General features: G+C 66.9%; 13 protein-coding genes, 1 tRNA gene and 2 pseudogenes. 9 read left to right on the forward strand and 7 right to left on the reverse strand.

Translation table 11 applies throughout. The features are described 5' to 3' along the window. The first annotated feature begins 85 nt into the window (after positions 1–85). Both ACO06I_RS10005 and ACO06I_RS10010 read left to right on the forward strand, forming a co-directional pair. The gene (locus tag ACO06I_RS10005) at positions 86–550 is read left to right on the forward strand and encodes an Rrf2 family transcriptional regulator (RefSeq protein WP_421932423.1); all 465 of its coding nucleotides are present in this window, start codon (positions 86–88) and stop codon (positions 548–550) included. A gap of 137 nt (positions 551–687) precedes the next feature. Beyond that, complete coding sequence (locus ACO06I_RS10010; protein WP_421932424.1) at positions 688–1,710, forward strand: ribonucleotide-diphosphate reductase subunit beta; 1,023 nt, start codon at positions 688–690, stop codon at positions 1,708–1,710. 520 nt (positions 1,711–2,230) lie between these two features. Here ACO06I_RS10010 and ACO06I_RS10015 read toward each other — a convergent pair. Further along, positions 2,231–2,470, reverse strand: a pseudogene (locus ACO06I_RS10015) (sigma factor); the annotation flags it as partial. 187 nt (positions 2,471–2,657) lie between these two features. On the opposite strand from ACO06I_RS10015, the gene ctaD reads away from it, so the two are divergent. Both ctaD and ACO06I_RS10025 read left to right on the forward strand, forming a co-directional pair. After that, positions 2,658–4,319 (forward strand): cytochrome c oxidase subunit I, encoded by a 1,662-nt coding sequence (gene ctaD / locus ACO06I_RS10020; RefSeq protein WP_421932425.1) that lies wholly within the window; start codon positions 2,658–2,660, stop codon positions 4,317–4,319. 132 nt (positions 4,320–4,451) lie between these two features. Beyond that, the gene (locus ACO06I_RS10025; RefSeq protein ID WP_421932426.1) at positions 4,452–4,754 is read left to right on the forward strand and encodes a DUF2249 domain-containing protein; all 303 of its coding nucleotides are present in this window, start codon (positions 4,452–4,454) and stop codon (positions 4,752–4,754) included. 40 nt (positions 4,755–4,794) lie between these two features. On the opposite strand, the gene ACO06I_RS10030 is transcribed toward ACO06I_RS10025, so the two are convergent. After that, positions 4,795–7,509, reverse strand: coding sequence for a nitrate/nitrite transporter (locus tag ACO06I_RS10030; RefSeq protein ID WP_421932427.1), 2,715 nt, complete (start codon positions 7,507–7,509; stop codon positions 4,795–4,797). A gap of 185 nt (positions 7,510–7,694) precedes the next feature. Here ACO06I_RS10030 and ACO06I_RS10035 point away from each other — a divergent pair, with 185 nt between their 5' ends. After that, positions 7,695–8,024 (forward strand): hypothetical protein, encoded by a 330-nt coding sequence (locus tag ACO06I_RS10035; protein ID WP_421932428.1) that lies wholly within the window; start codon positions 7,695–7,697, stop codon positions 8,022–8,024. Here the strand turns inward: ACO06I_RS10035 and ACO06I_RS10040 are convergent. Further along, positions 8,021–9,133: a tellurite resistance/C4-dicarboxylate transporter family protein gene (locus ACO06I_RS10040; protein ID WP_421932429.1), complete on the reverse strand. Its 1,113-nt coding sequence runs from the start codon at positions 9,131–9,133 to the stop codon at positions 8,021–8,023. The two genes, ACO06I_RS10035 and ACO06I_RS10040, sit on opposite strands and share 4 nt — an antisense overlap. Positions 9,134–9,341: 208 nt before the next feature. Between ACO06I_RS10040 and ACO06I_RS10045 the strand changes: the two are divergent. After that, positions 9,342–9,470 (forward strand): annotated as a pseudogene (locus ACO06I_RS10045) (IS481 family transposase); the annotation flags it as partial. Positions 9,471–9,712: 242 nt separating this feature from the next. On the opposite strand, the gene ACO06I_RS10050 reads toward ACO06I_RS10045, so the two are convergent. Both ACO06I_RS10050 and ACO06I_RS10055 read right to left on the reverse strand, forming a co-directional pair. After that, positions 9,713–9,798 (reverse strand) — tRNA-Leu (locus ACO06I_RS10050). An 81-nt stretch (positions 9,799–9,879) separates the two neighbouring features. Next, positions 9,880–10,728 carry a WecB/TagA/CpsF family glycosyltransferase gene (locus tag ACO06I_RS10055; RefSeq protein WP_421932430.1) on the reverse strand — a complete coding sequence of 283 codons (849 nt, stop codon included), beginning with the start codon at positions 10,726–10,728 and terminating at the stop codon, positions 9,880–9,882. Between the two features lie 111 nt (positions 10,729–10,839). Between ACO06I_RS10055 and ACO06I_RS10060 the strand changes: the two genes are divergently transcribed. Beyond that, the gene (locus ACO06I_RS10060) at positions 10,840–11,598 is read left to right on the forward strand and encodes an APH(3') family aminoglycoside O-phosphotransferase (RefSeq protein ID WP_421932431.1); all 759 of its coding nucleotides are present in this window, start codon (positions 10,840–10,842) and stop codon (positions 11,596–11,598) included. Positions 11,599–11,600: 2 nt separating this feature from the next. After that, the gene (locus ACO06I_RS10065; RefSeq protein ID WP_421932432.1) at positions 11,601–13,055 is read left to right on the forward strand and encodes a cryptochrome/photolyase family protein; all 1,455 of its coding nucleotides are present in this window, start codon (positions 11,601–11,603) and stop codon (positions 13,053–13,055) included. On the opposite strand, the gene ACO06I_RS10070 is transcribed toward ACO06I_RS10065, so the two are convergent. Beyond that, entirely contained in the window at positions 13,052–13,381 is a 330-nt protein-coding gene (locus ACO06I_RS10070) for an ArsR/SmtB family transcription factor (RefSeq protein WP_421932433.1), read from the reverse strand. The genes ACO06I_RS10065 and ACO06I_RS10070 overlap by 4 nt on opposite strands. Positions 13,382–13,432: 51 nt before the next feature. Here ACO06I_RS10070 and ACO06I_RS10075 point away from each other — a divergent pair, with 51 nt between their 5' ends. Then, positions 13,433–13,870: an SRPBCC family protein gene (locus tag ACO06I_RS10075; protein WP_421932434.1), complete on the forward strand. Its 438-nt coding sequence runs from the start codon at positions 13,433–13,435 to the stop codon at positions 13,868–13,870. A gap of 122 nt (positions 13,871–13,992) precedes the next feature. On the opposite strand, the gene ACO06I_RS10080 is transcribed toward ACO06I_RS10075, so the two are convergent. Continuing rightward, positions 13,993–15,111 (reverse strand): Fic family protein, encoded by a 1,119-nt coding sequence (locus tag ACO06I_RS10080; protein ID WP_421932435.1) that lies wholly within the window; start codon positions 15,109–15,111, stop codon positions 13,993–13,995. Between the last annotated feature and the right edge of the window lie 27 nt (positions 15,112–15,138).

Genomic DNA, 15,138 nt, shown 5'->3' on the forward strand with positions numbered 1-15,138 from the left:
GCGAGCCCCCTGCCCAGTTGTCGGGGCGTGTTCCCTTCAGCAGCGGCCTTGGCGCAAACCTCGACCAGTGGTCTAGAAGACCGCCATGCGACTGACCGTCTATACCGACTTCTCGCTACGGGTGCTGATGTACGTGGCCCTGCATCGCGACCGCCTGCCTACCATCGCCGAGATCGCCGCCAGCTACGGCATCTCCCGCAACCACCTCATGAAGGTGGTCTATGAGCTGGGCCTGGCCGGCTATGTCGAGACGGTGCGGGGTAAGAACGGCGGCCTGCGCCTAGCCCACGAACCGGAGACGATCATCCTGGGAGAGGTGGTGCGCCGCACCGAGCCGGACATGGCCCTGGTCCCCTGCTTCGATCCGGTCAACGGCGCCTGCGTCATCACCCCGGCCTGCAAGCTCCGCCGCGCCCTGCACGAGGCGCGCGCCGCCTTCCACCAGGTCCTGGACGGCTACAGCCTGGCCGACCTGGTGGAGAACCACGGCGCGCTGAACAGGCTCCTCGCCCAGACGGCGGCGTCCGCGGCCGACCCAGTCGAAGCCTAGACCCGAGACGCCGGAGACGCCGGCCCGGTGCAGGATCGCAGGACAAGCCGCCGCCCGGCCCTAGGCGGCGGTAAAGCAGTATTATATATATATCTTTAAGAATCAGCCTGCACCCAGTCGACGATCGGAGGGCTCCCATGGCCGCAAGACCCACCCCCGGACTCCTGACCCCGTCGGCCGCGTACAAACCTTTTCGCTATCCATGGGCGTTCGAATATTGGCGCCGGCAGCAGCAGGTTCACTGGTTGCCCGAGGAGGTGCCGCTCGGCGAGGACTGCAAGGATTGGAGCGTCAACCTGGATGACGGGGAGCGAAACCTCCTGACCCAGATTTTCCGCTTCTTCACCCAGTCCGATATCGAAGTGCAGGACAACTACCTTGAGCGATACGGCCGGGTCTTCAAGCCGACCGAGGTCAAGATGATGCTCTCGGCCTTCGCCAACATGGAGACCGTGCACATCGCCGCCTACGCCATGCTGCTGGAGACCATCGGCATGCCGGAGGCGGAATTCGGGGCCTTCCTCGAATATGAGGCGATGAAGGCCAAGCACGACTACATGCAGCAATTCGGCGTCGAGACCGACGCCGACGTCGCCCGCACCCTGGCCATGTTCGGGGGTTTCACTGAGGGCCTTCAACTCTTCGCGTCTTTCGCCATGATGTTGAACTTCCCGCGTCACAACAAGATGAAGGGCATGGGCCAGATCATCTCCTGGAGCGTGCGCGACGAAAGCCTGCACTGCGAAGGGATCATCAAGCTGTATCACGCCTTCGCCCAGGAGACCGGCGCCGTCACGGCCGCCGTGGCCAGCGACATCGTAGACAATTGCCGCACCGTGGTCGGGCTTGAGGACAAGTTCATAGACCTGGCCTTCGAGATGGGACCGGTCCAGGGCATGACCCCCGACGACATCAAGGCCTACGTCCGCTTCATAGCCGACTGGCGGCTGCGGCAACTGCACCTGCCGGAGATTTATGGCGTGACGGAGAACCCGCTTCCCTGGCTGCAGCAACTGCTGTCGGGCGTGGAACACGCTAACTTCTTCGAGGCGCGCGCCACCGAATATTCGAAGGGCGCGACCCGGGGCCAATGGCATGGCGCAGACGGGGTCTGGAGCGCCTTCGACCGGATGCGGGACCGCAAGGACGATGCCGCCTAACGGCTCCCCGCGGGTCGTCCGACGGCGCAATCTTCACGCCGATTGAAGCCGATAGTCTAGACGTCTCGATGGCGAGACCCGGATGGGGCTCGAGGCCAAGACCTCGGAAATCCCGACGCGCAGAGAAGACGCGCCCAAGTCCGCGACGAGAACAAGCTGCGTGAACGGCAGCTTGTCGCGCCGGCCCTTTCTGGCCTGATCACCCAGATTGGTCTTATGGACCGATCGAGCGGCGCGAGGTCAGCCTAACGGGCTTGCCCCCTGCCCTAGGCTCCTGGGCGGCGTCGGCGCTGCGATGTCGACAATTTGGGCTCCCGCGGCGCGCGCTAGGCACCGACCTCAGCCGCCCCTGGCCGAGCGCGCGCGGCTCTCGTCGGCGACCGCACCCACCGGATATCGCCAGCCCTCGTTCTCCCCCTTGGCCGCGGCGTACTGGCCCTCCACGAAGTCCCAGTTCACCAGCCCATCCCACCAGCTGGAGAGGAAGGCGGCGCGGTTGTTCTGGTGATCGCGTCAGCCAGGCGGACAGCGACGCCCCGCCGCGGAAGCTCGCGATCGAGGCGAAGGCGTTCAGATAGGCGCTTTGGACCGCGTCTTCGGCCTCGGCGCGCTGCCCAAGGATGCTCCAGGCGGCCCGGAACAGGCCCTGATTGTTGCGCTCGGTGACGATCCGGACAGCCGCCCCGTCCCGCGCCGCGATCCGGTCGGCCAGTTCGGTGTCCGAGAGGGTCTGATAGTCGATCCTGGCTTGCGCGGTCATCGCCCCGTCCTTGTTCTGGCTATTGGATGTCGGCGATCCGAAACGGTTCCCGCCCCAGGCCGCGGGATTGGCAAGGCCCCCTCCAACCGGGCGCGATCTGGCCGGCGGCGATCAGAAGCCTCCCCCTTGCGTCCCGCGCTTTTGAAGATGTATGTCCGATACATGTTTTGAGATTGGAGGATCCGCCATGTCCGCGGCGAGGGAGTTGCATCCGGCGCGAGAGGCCGCCGAGCATCCGAAACTGGGCTTCTGGACCCGATGGTTCCTGTCCACGAACCACAAGGACATCGGCACGCTCTACCTGATCTTCGCCATCTTCGCCGGCGTCATCGGCGGCGCCTTCTCCGGCCTGATGCGCTGGGAACTGTACGAACCGGGCCTCCAGCTGTTCACCGAAGGCTCCTGGCTTTCGCAGCTGGGCGTCTTCCAGGGCAAGCACGGCTTCAACGTCGTGGTCACCGCCCACGCCCTGATCATGATCTTCTTCACGGTGATGCCCGCCCAGATGGGCGCGTTCGGAAACTACTTCGTGCCCTTGATGATCGGCGCGCCGGACATGGCCTTTCCGCGAATGAACAACATCTCGTTCTGGATGCTGGTGGCCGCCTTTGTGCTGCTCACCCTCTCCATGTTCGTGGACGGCGGTCCCGGCCACGGAGCCGGTACGGGCTGGACCCTCTATCCACCGCTCTCCACCAGCGGACACACCGGGCCATCTGTCGACCTGGTGATCCTGGCGATCCACCTGGCGGGCGCCGCCTCGATCCTAGGCGCCATCAACTTCATCACCACCATCTTCAACATGCGCGCCCCGGGCATGACCCTCCTGCGCATGCCGCTCTTTGTCTGGTCGGTGCTGATCACCGCCGTGCTGCTGCTGCTCACGCTTCCGGTCCTGGCGGGAGCGGTCACCATGCTGCTGACGGATCGGAACTTCCACACCCACTTCTACGACCCGGCCGGCGGTGGTGACCCGATCATGTACCAGCACCTGTTCTGGTTCTTCGGTCACCCCGAGGTCTACATCATGATCCTGCCGGGCTTCGGGATCGTCAGCCAGATCATCGCGACCTTCTCCAACAAGCCGGTCTTCGGCTATCTCGGCATGGTGGCCGCCATGTTGGCGATCGGCGTCCTGGGCTCGGTGGTCTGGGCCCACCACATGTTCACGGTCGGAATGAGCCTCCAGCTCACCCTCTACTTCCAGACCGCCTCCATGATCATCGCCGTCCCCACCGGCATCAAGGTGTTCTCCTGGTTGGCGACGATGTGGGGCGGATCGATCGACTTCAAGACGCCCATGCTGTGGGCGCTGGGCTTCATCCTGGTCTTCACCGTGGGTGGGGTGACCGGCGTGGCCCTGGCCAGCGCGGCCCTCGATCAGAGCGTTCACGACACCTACTATGTGGTCGCCCACTTCCACTACGTGCTGTCGCTCGGGGCGATCTTCAGCATCTTCGCGGCCTTCTACTACTGGTTCGAGAAGATCACGGGCCTGAAGTACAACGAGGTGCTCGGGAAGATCCATTTCTGGATCTTCCTGATCGGCACCAACCTGATCTTCTTCCCGCAACATTTCCTCGGCCTTCAGGGCATGCCCCGGCGCTACGCCGACTATCCCGAGGCCTTCGCCTTCTGGAACAAGGTCTCGTCGATCGGCTACGTGATCATGGCCTCCAGCATGATCTTCTTCTTCGCCATGCTGATCGAGGCCTTCGTCCGCCGCCGCCGCGGCGCCCCCAATCCCTGGGGACAGGGCGCGACGACACTGGAGTGGACCCTGGCCTCGCCGCCGCCCTTCCATCAGTTCAACGAACTGCCGACCATCTCCGCTGAAGAGCACGGCTAGGCCCCGCCGCCCCCGTCGCCCGCCCAGGCTCAAGGGCCGGCGGGGGCGGACATAAATGACGCCCGGCGACTTACCCCACATCAAACCCATCGCGCGCCAGACGCTGCAAGATAAGCCGAAAGGAACCACACCATGACCCCAAGCGACCCAGCCCCCTCCCCGGCCCAGGCCGAAACGGCCGAACCCAACCCGCACTTCCATCCCGAGGCCGTCTATCCGTTCGACGCGCGCGGTGTGGCAAAGCGCTTCCGGCACGCCGCCATCTTCGGCGCCCTTGAGGCCCTTCAGGCCGGCGAGACCATGCGCTTCGTCAACGACCACGACCCCATTCCGCTGTTGCGCCAGATGGCGACGCACTTCGGCGAGACTGTCGCGGTGGCGTACCGCCAGCGCGCGGCCGAGGGCGTGGTGATCGACTTCATCAAGCAGGGCTGACCCTGGCGGCGGCTGGCCCACCGTCCCGGACCCGGCCGGCCTAGCCTCCTGAGGCGCCCGTCGGCGTCCGGCCCTCGCTGGCGTGCAGCAGACCGCCCGGCCGCACATAGACCGCGAAGGTCAGCACCGCGCAGCTCAGATAGAACAGCATAAAGCCCCACAACGCCGGGTTGGCCGAGCCCGTGCCGGCGATCGACGCCCCATAGGCCTTGGGGATGAAGAAGGCGCCGAAGGCGGCGATGGCGGAGGTGAAGCCGATGACCGCGGCGGCCTCCCGGTCTGCCTGGCCGGGCTCGCCGGTTCCGGCCACGGTCTCGCGCCAGATCGCCGGGATCATCTGGAAGGTGGAGGCGTTGCCGACGCCGCTGAAGAAGAACAGCAGCATCACGGTGGCGAAGAAGCCCCAGAAGCTTCCCGCGCCCAGGAACCAGATCATCCCGCCCACCGAGGCCATCATCGCGATGAAGACCAGCAGGCTGATGCGCCCGCCCCCGAACCGGTCGGCGAGCCAACCCGTGCCCGCGCGCGACAGGGCGCCGACCAGGGGTCCGAAGAAGACGTATTTCAGGGAATCGACGTCCGGGAAGGCCAGCCGGGCGAGCAGCGGGAAACCGGCGGAGAACCCGATGAAGGAGCCGAAGGTGCCCAGATAGAGCCAGCACATCAGCCAGGTGTGGAGGCGCTCGAAGATGGCCGCTTGATCGGCGAACGAGGCCTTGATGGTGGCCAGGTCGTCCATGCCGAACCAGGCCAGCACCGTGCCCAACAGGATGAAGGGTATCCACAGGAAGCCGGCGTTCTGCATCCAGAGCCGGCTCCCCGCGCTGGCGGTCTGCGGTTCGCCGCCCAGGACGCCGAAGATCGCCACGGTGATGGCCAGCGGCACCACGAACTGCATCAGGCTCACCCCGAGGTTGCCCAGCCCGGCGTTGATGGCCAGGGCCGCGCCCTTCTCCGCCTTCGGGAAGAAGAAGCTGATGTTCGCCATCGAGGAGGCGAAGTTTCCGCCCCCCAGGCCGCAGAGCAGCGCCAGGACGATGAAGATGAGATAGGGCGTGTCGGGGTTCTGCACCGCGTAGCCGATGCCGAAGGCCGGGATGAGCAGGGACGCCGTCGAGATCGCGGTCCACAGGCGCCCGCCGAACAGAGGCACCACGAAGGAATAGAATATCCGCAGCGTGGCCCCGGAGAGGCCCGGCAGGGCGGCCAGCCAGAACAGTTGGTCCGGCGTGAACTGAAATCCCGCCGCGGGAAGCTTGGCGACCACGACGCTCCAGACCATCCAGACGGCGAAGGCCAGCAACAGGCAGTAGGTGGAGATCCAGAGGTTGCGACGCGCCAGCGGCCGGCCGGCGGTCTGCCAGAAGGCGGGATCCTCCGGCCGCCAATCGGCGATCGGCGGCCGCACCAGGACGACGCCTCTCCCGGGCGGTCCAAGGCCGGCGCCCCGGGCGATCCGGGCGGCGTGAAGGCCGGCCATCTCCGGCAGCTCGGGGAGTTGCTCGCGATCGACGCCGGCCTGCGACTCCATCCGGCGGATCGCGACATGCATCCAGGCCAGCGCGGTGAGGCTCAGCAGGAGGAGCAGGAAGAAGCAGCTGGTCCAGACCCCGGTGAGGTCGTTGAGCACGCCGAAGACCAGGGGCAGGATGAAGCCGCCAAGCCCCCCGACCATGCTGACGACCCCGCCGACCGCGCCGACGTTCTCGGGGTAGTAGGCCGGGATGTGCTTGAGCACCGCCGACATGCCCAGGCTCATGAAGAAGCCGAGCGCCAGCAGGATCACCAGGAAGGGCCCGAGCCCGATGGAGGTGGAGAAGGCGATCGGCCCCTGGACCCCATGGATCACATAGTCGGTCGGCGGGTAGGACAGCATGAAGGCGAACAGCGCGGCGGCCCCGAAGGTCCAATAGAGGACGGCGCGGGCGCCATAACGGTCGGAGAGCCGGCCTCCATAGACCCGGAAGAGGCTCGCCGGGATCGCGTAGCCGGCCGTCAGCAGACCGGCCAGCTTCACGTCCAGGCCGTAGACGCCCACGAAGTAACGGGGCAGCCACAGGGTCAAGCCGACGAAGGCCCCGAAGAGGACGAAGTAGTAGAGCGAGAACCTCCAGACCTGAAGATTTCTCAGCGGCCGCAACTGCTCTGCCAGGGTCGGCGCGCCGGCGTCGCGCTGGCGCGCGGGCTGGTCGCGGGCCGTGAAGAAGAAGATCAGCGCGATGACGAACAACCCGACGGCCCAGAGCTGGGCGGCGGTGCGCCATCCCAGTTCCAGCATGGCCGCGGGCGCCAGGAACTCCGTGATCACCGCGCCGACCGTGCCGACGCTGAAGACGCCGAAGGCGGCGCCCTGGCGGTCGGAGGGAACGAATTTCGAGACGTAGCTGATTCCCACCGCGAAGGACCCGCCGGCCAGGCCCACCCCGAGGGCCGCCAGGAGCAGCCGCAGGTAGGAATCGGCGAAGGACATGAGGAAGGTCGCGACGGCGGCGACCAACATCACGATCAGGAACATCCGCCGACCCCCGTAGCGGTCCGACAGGATCCCCAGCACCGCCCGGCTCAGCGCGCCGGTCAGGACCGGCGTGCCGACAAGCAGGCCGAACTGGGTCTCGGTGAGGTGGAATTCGGCCTTCACGTCCAGGCCAAGGATCGAGAACAGGGTCCAGACCGCGAAGCAGGCGGTGAAGGCCGCAGTGCTGACCCAAAGCGCCCGTCCGCCGCCTGAAGGGGGTTCGGTCGCCGTTGTGTCCATGCCACAATCCAATTCCGGTCAAGACAAGGCAGAACAACCTCAGTTCAGGATCAAGTCAACACAACCGTCTTCGCGACCAGATGATGCGTTCGAAAATCGTTCGCAACTGTGAAATATTGGCAGGGAGTCGCTGAGAACTAGCCTTGGTCCGTCGCCCGCCCAATTCACCGCCCCCACGATGGGCCATGATCCTGAAGGCGGTGTTCCGCCCCCAGATCCGCGCCTGGAAGGGCGAGGCGCCCCTTGGCTCGGTCCTTTGGGGCCAGGGCATACTGCCGAGCCTGGTTCTGATCGTGGCCTATGTGGACGCGCTCTACCGGCATGACCCGATCACCCAGCAGGCGGTGTTGAGCGCGTTCCAGCTCTATTCAGCTTGGGCGCTTGTGGCCATCTGGCGCTGCGCCGCCAATGCGCAGCCCCCTTGGGACACCATCGCGCGGCTGCTGACCGTCGCATGGGCAGGCAACGTCTTGCTGGTCGCAGGCTTCCTGCAGGTCGACCTGCTGACCCGCTAGGGCGTTGAAAGCAGATCCGGAGCGCGGACGGCGCCGCGCAGATCGGCCCAGACCGCGCGCGCGAGCCCCACGGCCGTGGCGACCCAGGCGGCGAGCGCGATCCAGACGATCGTCTGAGCGACCGCCCGCAGGGGCCCGAACTCCGCCGCCAAGGACAGCCGCAGGCTCGCCAGGGCGTACATGCCGAGGGGGAAGACCAGACTCCAGAGCATGGGCGTGTAGCGGAGGGGCGCGCGGTGGGCGCCATGTTTCCACAGGCCAAACAGCACCAGCAGCGGAATCCACCAGGTGGCCCAGGCCCACAGGATCAGGGTCACCCCGTCGATGAACGGACGCATCGACATCAGGAAGGGCACCCCGCTGTCCTCCAGCAGGAGCGTCGAGCCGGCGTTGGCGCTGATGGCGGCCGCGCCCATGACCACCCACAGCAGCGGGGTGATGTCGTCGGGACCGACGTCGAAGAAGAAGATGCGGTAGGCGAAGAGCGTGATGAATATGCCGTAGAGGGCCAGGCCGACGCCCCAGAGCATGTGGATCAGGACGAACAGCCCCGGCGCCAGGGCGCCCTGGTGGGGGGCGATCATGGCGCCGAGGATCACCAGCGACTCGGTGCCCACAATGGCGATCAGCCAGCCGCCATGCACCGCGTTCGCATTGTGGGCGGAGTTGAGGAAGGTCAGCACCGCGAAGCTGAAGTAGATCAGCACGAACCAGGCGGCGAGGGCGAAGACCCAGAGTCCGAGCGCGACCTCGACTTGGCCTCTCAGATTCATGCCCAGGCCGAGGACGTCGCTGGCCGCGACGATGGTGAAGAACGAGAAGACGAGCCTGGGGTTGGTGAGATCGGCCCAGATCGCCCTGGACGCGCGGGCGGCCCGCAGGCTGGTCAGGAGCAACAGCCAGGGAAAGGTGACCAGGTTGACGCCGAACAACAGGTTCGAGAGGCCCAGGTGACCTTCCAGGTAGAGGGTGTTGGAGATGATTCCCGTGGCCATCACCAAGGCGAAATAGCCTGGGAAGAGCCTGCCCACCTGCCCGTCGAGCCAGGCCACCAGCCGCCTGGCCCCCTTAAGAGGCGGGGCCTTCTCCTTGACCTGGGTCGCCGACATCTTCGGTAGGCCTGATACAGCCCCTCATGGGGGTGGGTTCAATCCTAGCGAACAACCGCGGCCGTGGCTAACGCCATGGGGGACGGCCCGTTCGGCCGCCTTAGTCGGACTGCGCGCGTCCGCAGTCTGGCTGGACAGTACGACTTCGTTGAGGAGGCGATTCAGAAACGAAGACGTCGAGTTTGGCCGAGGCTGGATTGATCCAGCCAAGCAGCCCTTCAAGCGCTATCCGATCGGCGACTTCCACATCGACATCGCCGAGGTCCGCACCGAGGAGGGCAAGCTCTACCTCTTCGTGGCCGTGGACCGGACGTCGAAGTACGCCTTCGCTCGGCTGGCGCCGCCGGGCCGCGGAAGGATCGGAAGATGATAGATCGCCTCTAATACGTCACGACCCAAATGTTCGAAGATCTCGGATCTTTTAACATGACGGCGCGATATGTTAGAATTCGCAAGCTGTGCGCCGCCAAGCGCTCGCCTCGTGAGTTTAGGTTACCGCATCGGGTGCGGACGTCCGAAACCACCCGTCAGTTGGTCGTCACCTGATCTACCCACTGTCTTCGATGGAAATCGCCAACCTGGTAGGGACACCGGGGGTCGAACCCGGACGGGCTGTGCCCAACAGATTTTAAGTCTGGCGCGTCTACCAGTTCCGCCATGTCCCCGCCCGGTCGGGCAGGTCCTGACATAGCCCGCCCAAACCGCCGGAGCCAGCTTTGCAGCAGAGGCCAGGCCGTCGCTCGGCCTCAGGTCTGGCGAACGACCTCGCCGGGCGCGCGGCGGCGGGCGAGAGCCGCGGCGATGTCCTTGAAGGCGAGCGGCAGCAGGGCCCAGGGCTCGAGCAGGTAGCGGGCGAACATGCGCCGCGGCTCCTGGGCCAGACGGAAGGCCCAGACGAGGCCCGCGTCGCTCATCCAGGGCGGCGGGGCGACCTGGACGTCGGCCTCGTAGTCGAAGGCCGCGCCCACCGGCATGATCACGCAGTTGGGCAGGGCCTCGAGATTGGCCTCGATCCACAGCTCCTGCCTGGGCATGCCCATGCCGACGAACAGGATGTCGGGCTTGAAGGCGGCGATCTCTTCCAAGGCCTGGGCGTTGCCGTCCGAACCCGGCGTGGCGTCGAAATAGCCGTCGCGGCCGCCGATCAGGGCGCCGGGATACCGGGCCATCAGCCGCTCCGAGGCGGTCTCCACCACGCCCGGCGCGCCGCCGATGTAGAAGACGCGGTAGCGGTTGGCCGCCACCATGCTCCAGAACAGCGGGCGGAAATCGACATAGCTGCAGCGGTGGAAGGTGCGGGCCGGCATCCCCAGCAGTCGGGCGAAGAAGATCACCGGGGTGGAGTCCATCTCGATGAGATCGGCCTTGGCGAAGAAGCTGGCCAGCTCCGGGCGCGTCTTCAGCAGGTAGAGGCTGTGGCTGTTGTGGTTGGCGATGATCGCCTTGGTCTTGGCGGCGATGAAGCGGCCGATGTGGTGCATCACCTCTTCCGGGCGCACCAGGTCGATGTCGCCCCCCAGGATATGGATGCGTTCGGTGGTGCGGCGCGCGGCGCGGTAGGCGGCCGGGGCTTCGACCGGCAGGGATCCATCCATCGCGATCTGACTTCTGTCGTTGGCGTTCAGACGCGAAGCCTAGCGATGGGCGCTTAACAAAGGGCTGCCCAGCCGCCACTCTGCGTCATGGACGGGTCGCGGATCGAACAGGTGTTGGCTGCGGCGGGCCTGGCGGCCGAGACCCCGAGCGTCGTCATCGATCACGGCAAGTCGGGCGACCTGGTGGCCCGCTGCGGCGAGGCCTTCGTCAAGCTCGCCCGGCGTGGCGAGGCCTGGAACGCCCAGACGCTGGCCCGGGAGACCGAGGTCCTGCTCTGGCTGGCGGGCAAGGCGCCAGTCCCGACCGTCCTGTGGTCGGGAGACTGCGGCGAGGACCTGGCCCTGGTGATGGCCGCGGCCCCGGGGACGCCGGTGTCCCACGTCGCCGAAGGCGAGGCCGAGGCGGCCCTGACCGCCGCCCTGAAGACCCTGGCCGCCCTGCACGCCCTGCCCGTGGGCGACTGTCCCTTCGACCAGAGGCTGGCGGTCAAGCTGGCTCAGGCTAAGACCCGCCTGGCCGCGGGCCTGGTGGACGAGACCGACTTCGACGCCCAGCGTCTGGGCCTCACCGCGGCGGAGGTCTGGGCCCAGCTCAGGCCCATGATCCCGGCCGGCGAGGACCTGGTCCTGACCCACGGCGACGCCAGCCTGCCCAACTTCGTCTGGAACGGTGGGACGGGGACGACCCTGATCGACCTTGGCCGCTTCGGGATCGCCGACCGCCATCAGGACCTGGCCCTCTTCCTTCGGTCGGCCAAACGCAACCATCCGCACGTCGACGCCGTAGGTCTTCTGCAGGCCCACTATCCCATCGCCCACCTCGATGAGACGCGCCTAGCCTTCTACCGCCTCCTCGACGAGTTCTTCTGACCATGACCGCAGCTCCGACCATCGTCTGGTTCCGACGGGACCTGCGGCTGGCTGACAATCCCGCCCTGGAGGCCGCGGTCCGCGGCGGCGGGCCGGTGATCGCCCTCTATGTGCTGGACGAGACGCCGGGCCTGCGCGCGCCGGGGGCGGCCTCGCTCTGGTGGCTGGACAAGTCCCTCGCCGCCCTGGCCGCGTCCCTGGAGGCCCTCGGCTCGCGGCTCGTGCTGCGGCGAGGCCCCGCGGCCGACATCGTCCGCGCCCTGGCCGCCGAGACCGGCGCCGCAGCCGTCACCTGGAACGCCCTGTTGGATCCGGGCTACCCGGAGCGCGACACAGGCCTCGCCCAGGCGCTCAAGGACGCCGGCGTCGAGGCCCGCCGCTTCAACGGCGGCCACCTGGTCAACCTGGACGCCGTGCGCACCAAGACCGGCGGTCCCTTCAGCGTCTTCACCCCCTTCTGGCGGACCGCCCGGCAGATGGTGAGCGACGCGGGCGCGCTGGCCCCGCCCGCCGCCCTGCCCGCGCCCGCCGCCTGGCCTGCCTCCGAGCGGCTGGCCGACTGGGGCCTGCATCCAAGCGCGCCGGACTGGTCGAAGGGCTTTGGCGACTGGCGGCCCGGCGAGGCCGGCGCCCATGAGGCCCTGGACCGCTTTGTCGAGGCGGGTCTGAGGACCTATTCCACCGACCGTGATCGTCCCGCCGTGGAGGGCACCTCGCGTCTGTCGCCCCATCTGCACTTCGGGGAGATCAGCCCCAAGGCCTGCTGGCGCGCCGCCCTGGCCGCCGCCCACCATGGCCAAGCCCCCGAGGGCGAGGTGGAGAAATTCCTGGCCGAGCTCGGCTGGCGCGACTTCAACGCCGCCATCACCCACACCCGCGCCGCGGCGGGCGCCGACCTGGCCCAGGCCAGCTTCAACGCCGCCTTCGATCCCTTCCCCTGGCGCGACGATCCCGCCGGGTTCGAGGCCTGGACCCGCGGCGCCACCGGCTATCCCATCGTCGACGCCGGCATGCGCCAGCTCTGGACCACCGGCTGGATGCACAACCGGGTGCGGATGATTGTGGCCAGCTTCCTGACCAAGCACCTGCTGGTCGACTGGCGGCGGGGTGAGCAGTGGTTCTGGGACACCCTGGCGGACGCCGACCACGCCTCCAACGCCGGCGGCTGGCAGTGGGTGGCGGGCTCGGGCGCCGACGCCTCCCCCTATTTCCGCATCTTCAATCCGGTGACCCAGAGCGAGAAGTTCGATCCCCCGGGCGACTATATCCGCCGCTGGATCCCGGAGCTGGCCCGCCTCCCGGCCAAGGCGATCCATGCGCCCTGGACCGCGACCCCGCGGGAGTTGGCGACGGCCGGCGTGTGGCTGGGCCGCGACTACCCCAACCCCATCGTCGATCACGCCTTCGCCCGCCAACGCGCCCTGGACGCCTACGCCGCGCTACGGGCGGCGGCCTAGGCGCCCTCCAGGTCCCGCTTGAGCCTGGCCAGGACGCCGACGGCCGCCGCGGCATAGGGCGAAATCCAGCGCTCGTGGATGTCGGCGAAGGGGGCGGCGTTGAGATAGTTCCAGCGCTTGCGCCCCTCCCGCCGCGGGATGATCAGCTCGGCGCGCTCCAGCACCCCGATGTGCTGCATCACCGTGCAGCGGTCCAGGACGCCGGCGAAGTGCTCGCAGAGGTCGCCCGTGGTCCGCGGCTCGGCCTTCAGCAAATCCAGGATCTGCCTGCGGCGGGAGTCCGCCAGGGCCTTGAACACCAGGTCGTCGTCGGCGTCGCTTGACATGTTATATTTTTATAACATATTTGGCCCTCATCGCAAGCGGAGGTCCTCCCGATGGAGCAGAAGTTCCAGGTGCAGCTGAAGATCCGGAAGCCGGTGGCGGAGGTCTTCGAGGCGGTGGTCAGGCCGGAGAAGCTGACCGGCTATTTCATCGACACCTCCAGCGGGCCCTTGGCGCCGGGCGCGACGGTGACCTGGCGGTTCGCCGAGGTGGACGAGTCCCTCGACGTGGTGGTCCACGAGGTGGTGAAGGACGAAAGGATCGTCTTCGAGTGGCCCGCCCGCGGCGGCTACAGCACCCGCGTCGAGATGGCCTTCAAGCCGCTGAAGGACGGCGCCACCATGGTGCAGATCAGCGAGGGCGGCTGGCCCGACACGCCGGAGGGCGCCAAGGCCTCGCACGGCAACGCCGGCGGCTGGATGCACATGCTCTGCTGCATGAAGGCCTATCTGGAATACGGCATCAACCTGAGGGCCGGCGGCGCCTTCTAGGCCGCGTCCGGCAGGTCGTAGGCCACCACCCTGAAGCCGCTGAGGATGGCGGGGCCGAAGGTGTTGGCGATGGCCACGTCAGTGGCGTCGCGGCCGCGGGCGATCAGCACCCGGTCGGCTCGCTAGCCGTCGGCATGGCTGTCCTTCAGGGAGTAACTGGTGTTACGGCCGCCGCCGGGATCCTTGGTGAGGATAGAACGCGCAAGCAAGTCGCTGATGTCGCGCAGCGCTGTGTCCGGAGAGGTGTTGGCGAGGGTCGCCCACTTCGATGAGGTCAACTTGCCCTCGAACCCGTCGAGCAACCGGTTGATAACCTTTCGTTGCCGCGCGTTGAGGACTTGTCCCTCGAGCGCCTCCCAGAAACGGGCCTTCCGAAGCACACTCGCCAGGATGGTTTCCGCCCCGTCGAACGCGCGATCCAAACAGGCCAGGAACCACAGGAGCCAGTCGGTGATGTCGAGGCCGCCCCTCTGGGTCGTCTCCAGGATTTGGTAGTAGGCCTTCCGCTCCGCGCGGATCTGCGCGGACATACTGTAGAAGCGCTGCGGACTCTTCTCCGAGCGCGCCAGCATCATATCTGCAATGGCCCGCGCAACACGTCCGTTCCCGTCTTCGAAGGGGTGGATAGTGACGAACCACAAATGGGCGATCCCGGCCTTCAACACCGGATCCATTGACGGCCCATCATTGAACCAGGCGAGAAACGCCGACATTTCGCGACCAAGATGGTCAGCGCCCGGCGCTTCATAGTGAACCCGTTCCCGACCGAGAGGCCCAGAGACGACCTGCATGGGCCCGCTCGCGGCTGTGCGCCAGGCGCCGACGGTGATCCTGCGCATGCCGCTCCGCCCCGTCGGAAACAACGAAGCATGCCAGGCGAACAAGCGCTCTTCAGTGAGAGGGTCGCCATAGTTCTGGGTAGCGTCGAGCATCATTTCGACGACGCCCTCGACATCGCGATCGGCGGCCGTCAGCGCGCCGATGTCCATACCCAGACGGCGCGCGATTGAGGAGCGGACCTGAGCTTTGTCCAGGATCTCGCCTTCGATCTCGCTCGACTTGAGAACGTCTTCGGTGAGGGTGCGCAACACAGCCTCCGCCCGAAGCGAGAAGCCCAGGCTTTCCATGCGACCGATCAGTCGCCCCTGACGATGACGCACCGAGCCGAGCTGTTCCTCCAAGAACGCCAGGCTGCAGCGAAACTCAGGCCACTCGTCCAGGTGATGGATATAGGTCGCCATATTCTCCGCATCCAACGCGGCGAATAT

It is taken from the genome of Phenylobacterium sp. (assembly GCF_965229015.1).
Taxonomy (GTDB): domain Bacteria; phylum Pseudomonadota; class Alphaproteobacteria; order Caulobacterales; family Caulobacteraceae; genus Phenylobacterium.

Excerpts from the sequence above, each read along its gene's own strand:
- ACO06I_RS10005 (WP_421932423.1), top strand. The coding sequence starts at position 86 with ATGCGACTGACCGTCTATACCGACTTCTCGCTACGGGTGCTGATGTAC.
- ACO06I_RS10010 (WP_421932424.1), top strand. The coding sequence starts at position 688 with ATGGCCGCAAGACCCACCCCCGGACTCCTGACCCCGTCGGCCGCGTAC.
- ctaD (WP_421932425.1), top strand. The coding sequence starts at position 2,658 with ATGTCCGCGGCGAGGGAGTTGCATCCGGCGCGAGAGGCCGCCGAGCAT.
- ACO06I_RS10025 (WP_421932426.1), top strand. The coding sequence starts at position 4,452 with ATGACCCCAAGCGACCCAGCCCCCTCCCCGGCCCAGGCCGAAACGGCC.
- ACO06I_RS10030 (WP_421932427.1), bottom strand. The coding sequence starts at position 7,509 with ATGGACACAACGGCGACCGAACCCCCTTCAGGCGGCGGACGGGCGCTT.
- ACO06I_RS10035 (WP_421932428.1), top strand. The coding sequence starts at position 7,695 with ATGATCCTGAAGGCGGTGTTCCGCCCCCAGATCCGCGCCTGGAAGGGC.
- ACO06I_RS10040 (WP_421932429.1), bottom strand. The coding sequence starts at position 9,133 with ATGTCGGCGACCCAGGTCAAGGAGAAGGCCCCGCCTCTTAAGGGGGCC.
- ACO06I_RS10055 (WP_421932430.1), bottom strand. The coding sequence starts at position 10,728 with ATGGATGGATCCCTGCCGGTCGAAGCCCCGGCCGCCTACCGCGCCGCG.
- ACO06I_RS10065 (WP_421932432.1), top strand. The coding sequence starts at position 11,601 with ATGACCGCAGCTCCGACCATCGTCTGGTTCCGACGGGACCTGCGGCTG.
- ACO06I_RS10070 (WP_421932433.1), bottom strand. The coding sequence starts at position 13,381 with ATGTCAAGCGACGCCGACGACGACCTGGTGTTCAAGGCCCTGGCGGAC.
- ACO06I_RS10075 (WP_421932434.1), top strand. The coding sequence starts at position 13,433 with ATGGAGCAGAAGTTCCAGGTGCAGCTGAAGATCCGGAAGCCGGTGGCG.
- ACO06I_RS10080 (WP_421932435.1), bottom strand. The coding sequence starts at position 15,111 with ATGGCGACCTATATCCATCACCTGGACGAGTGGCCTGAGTTTCGCTGC.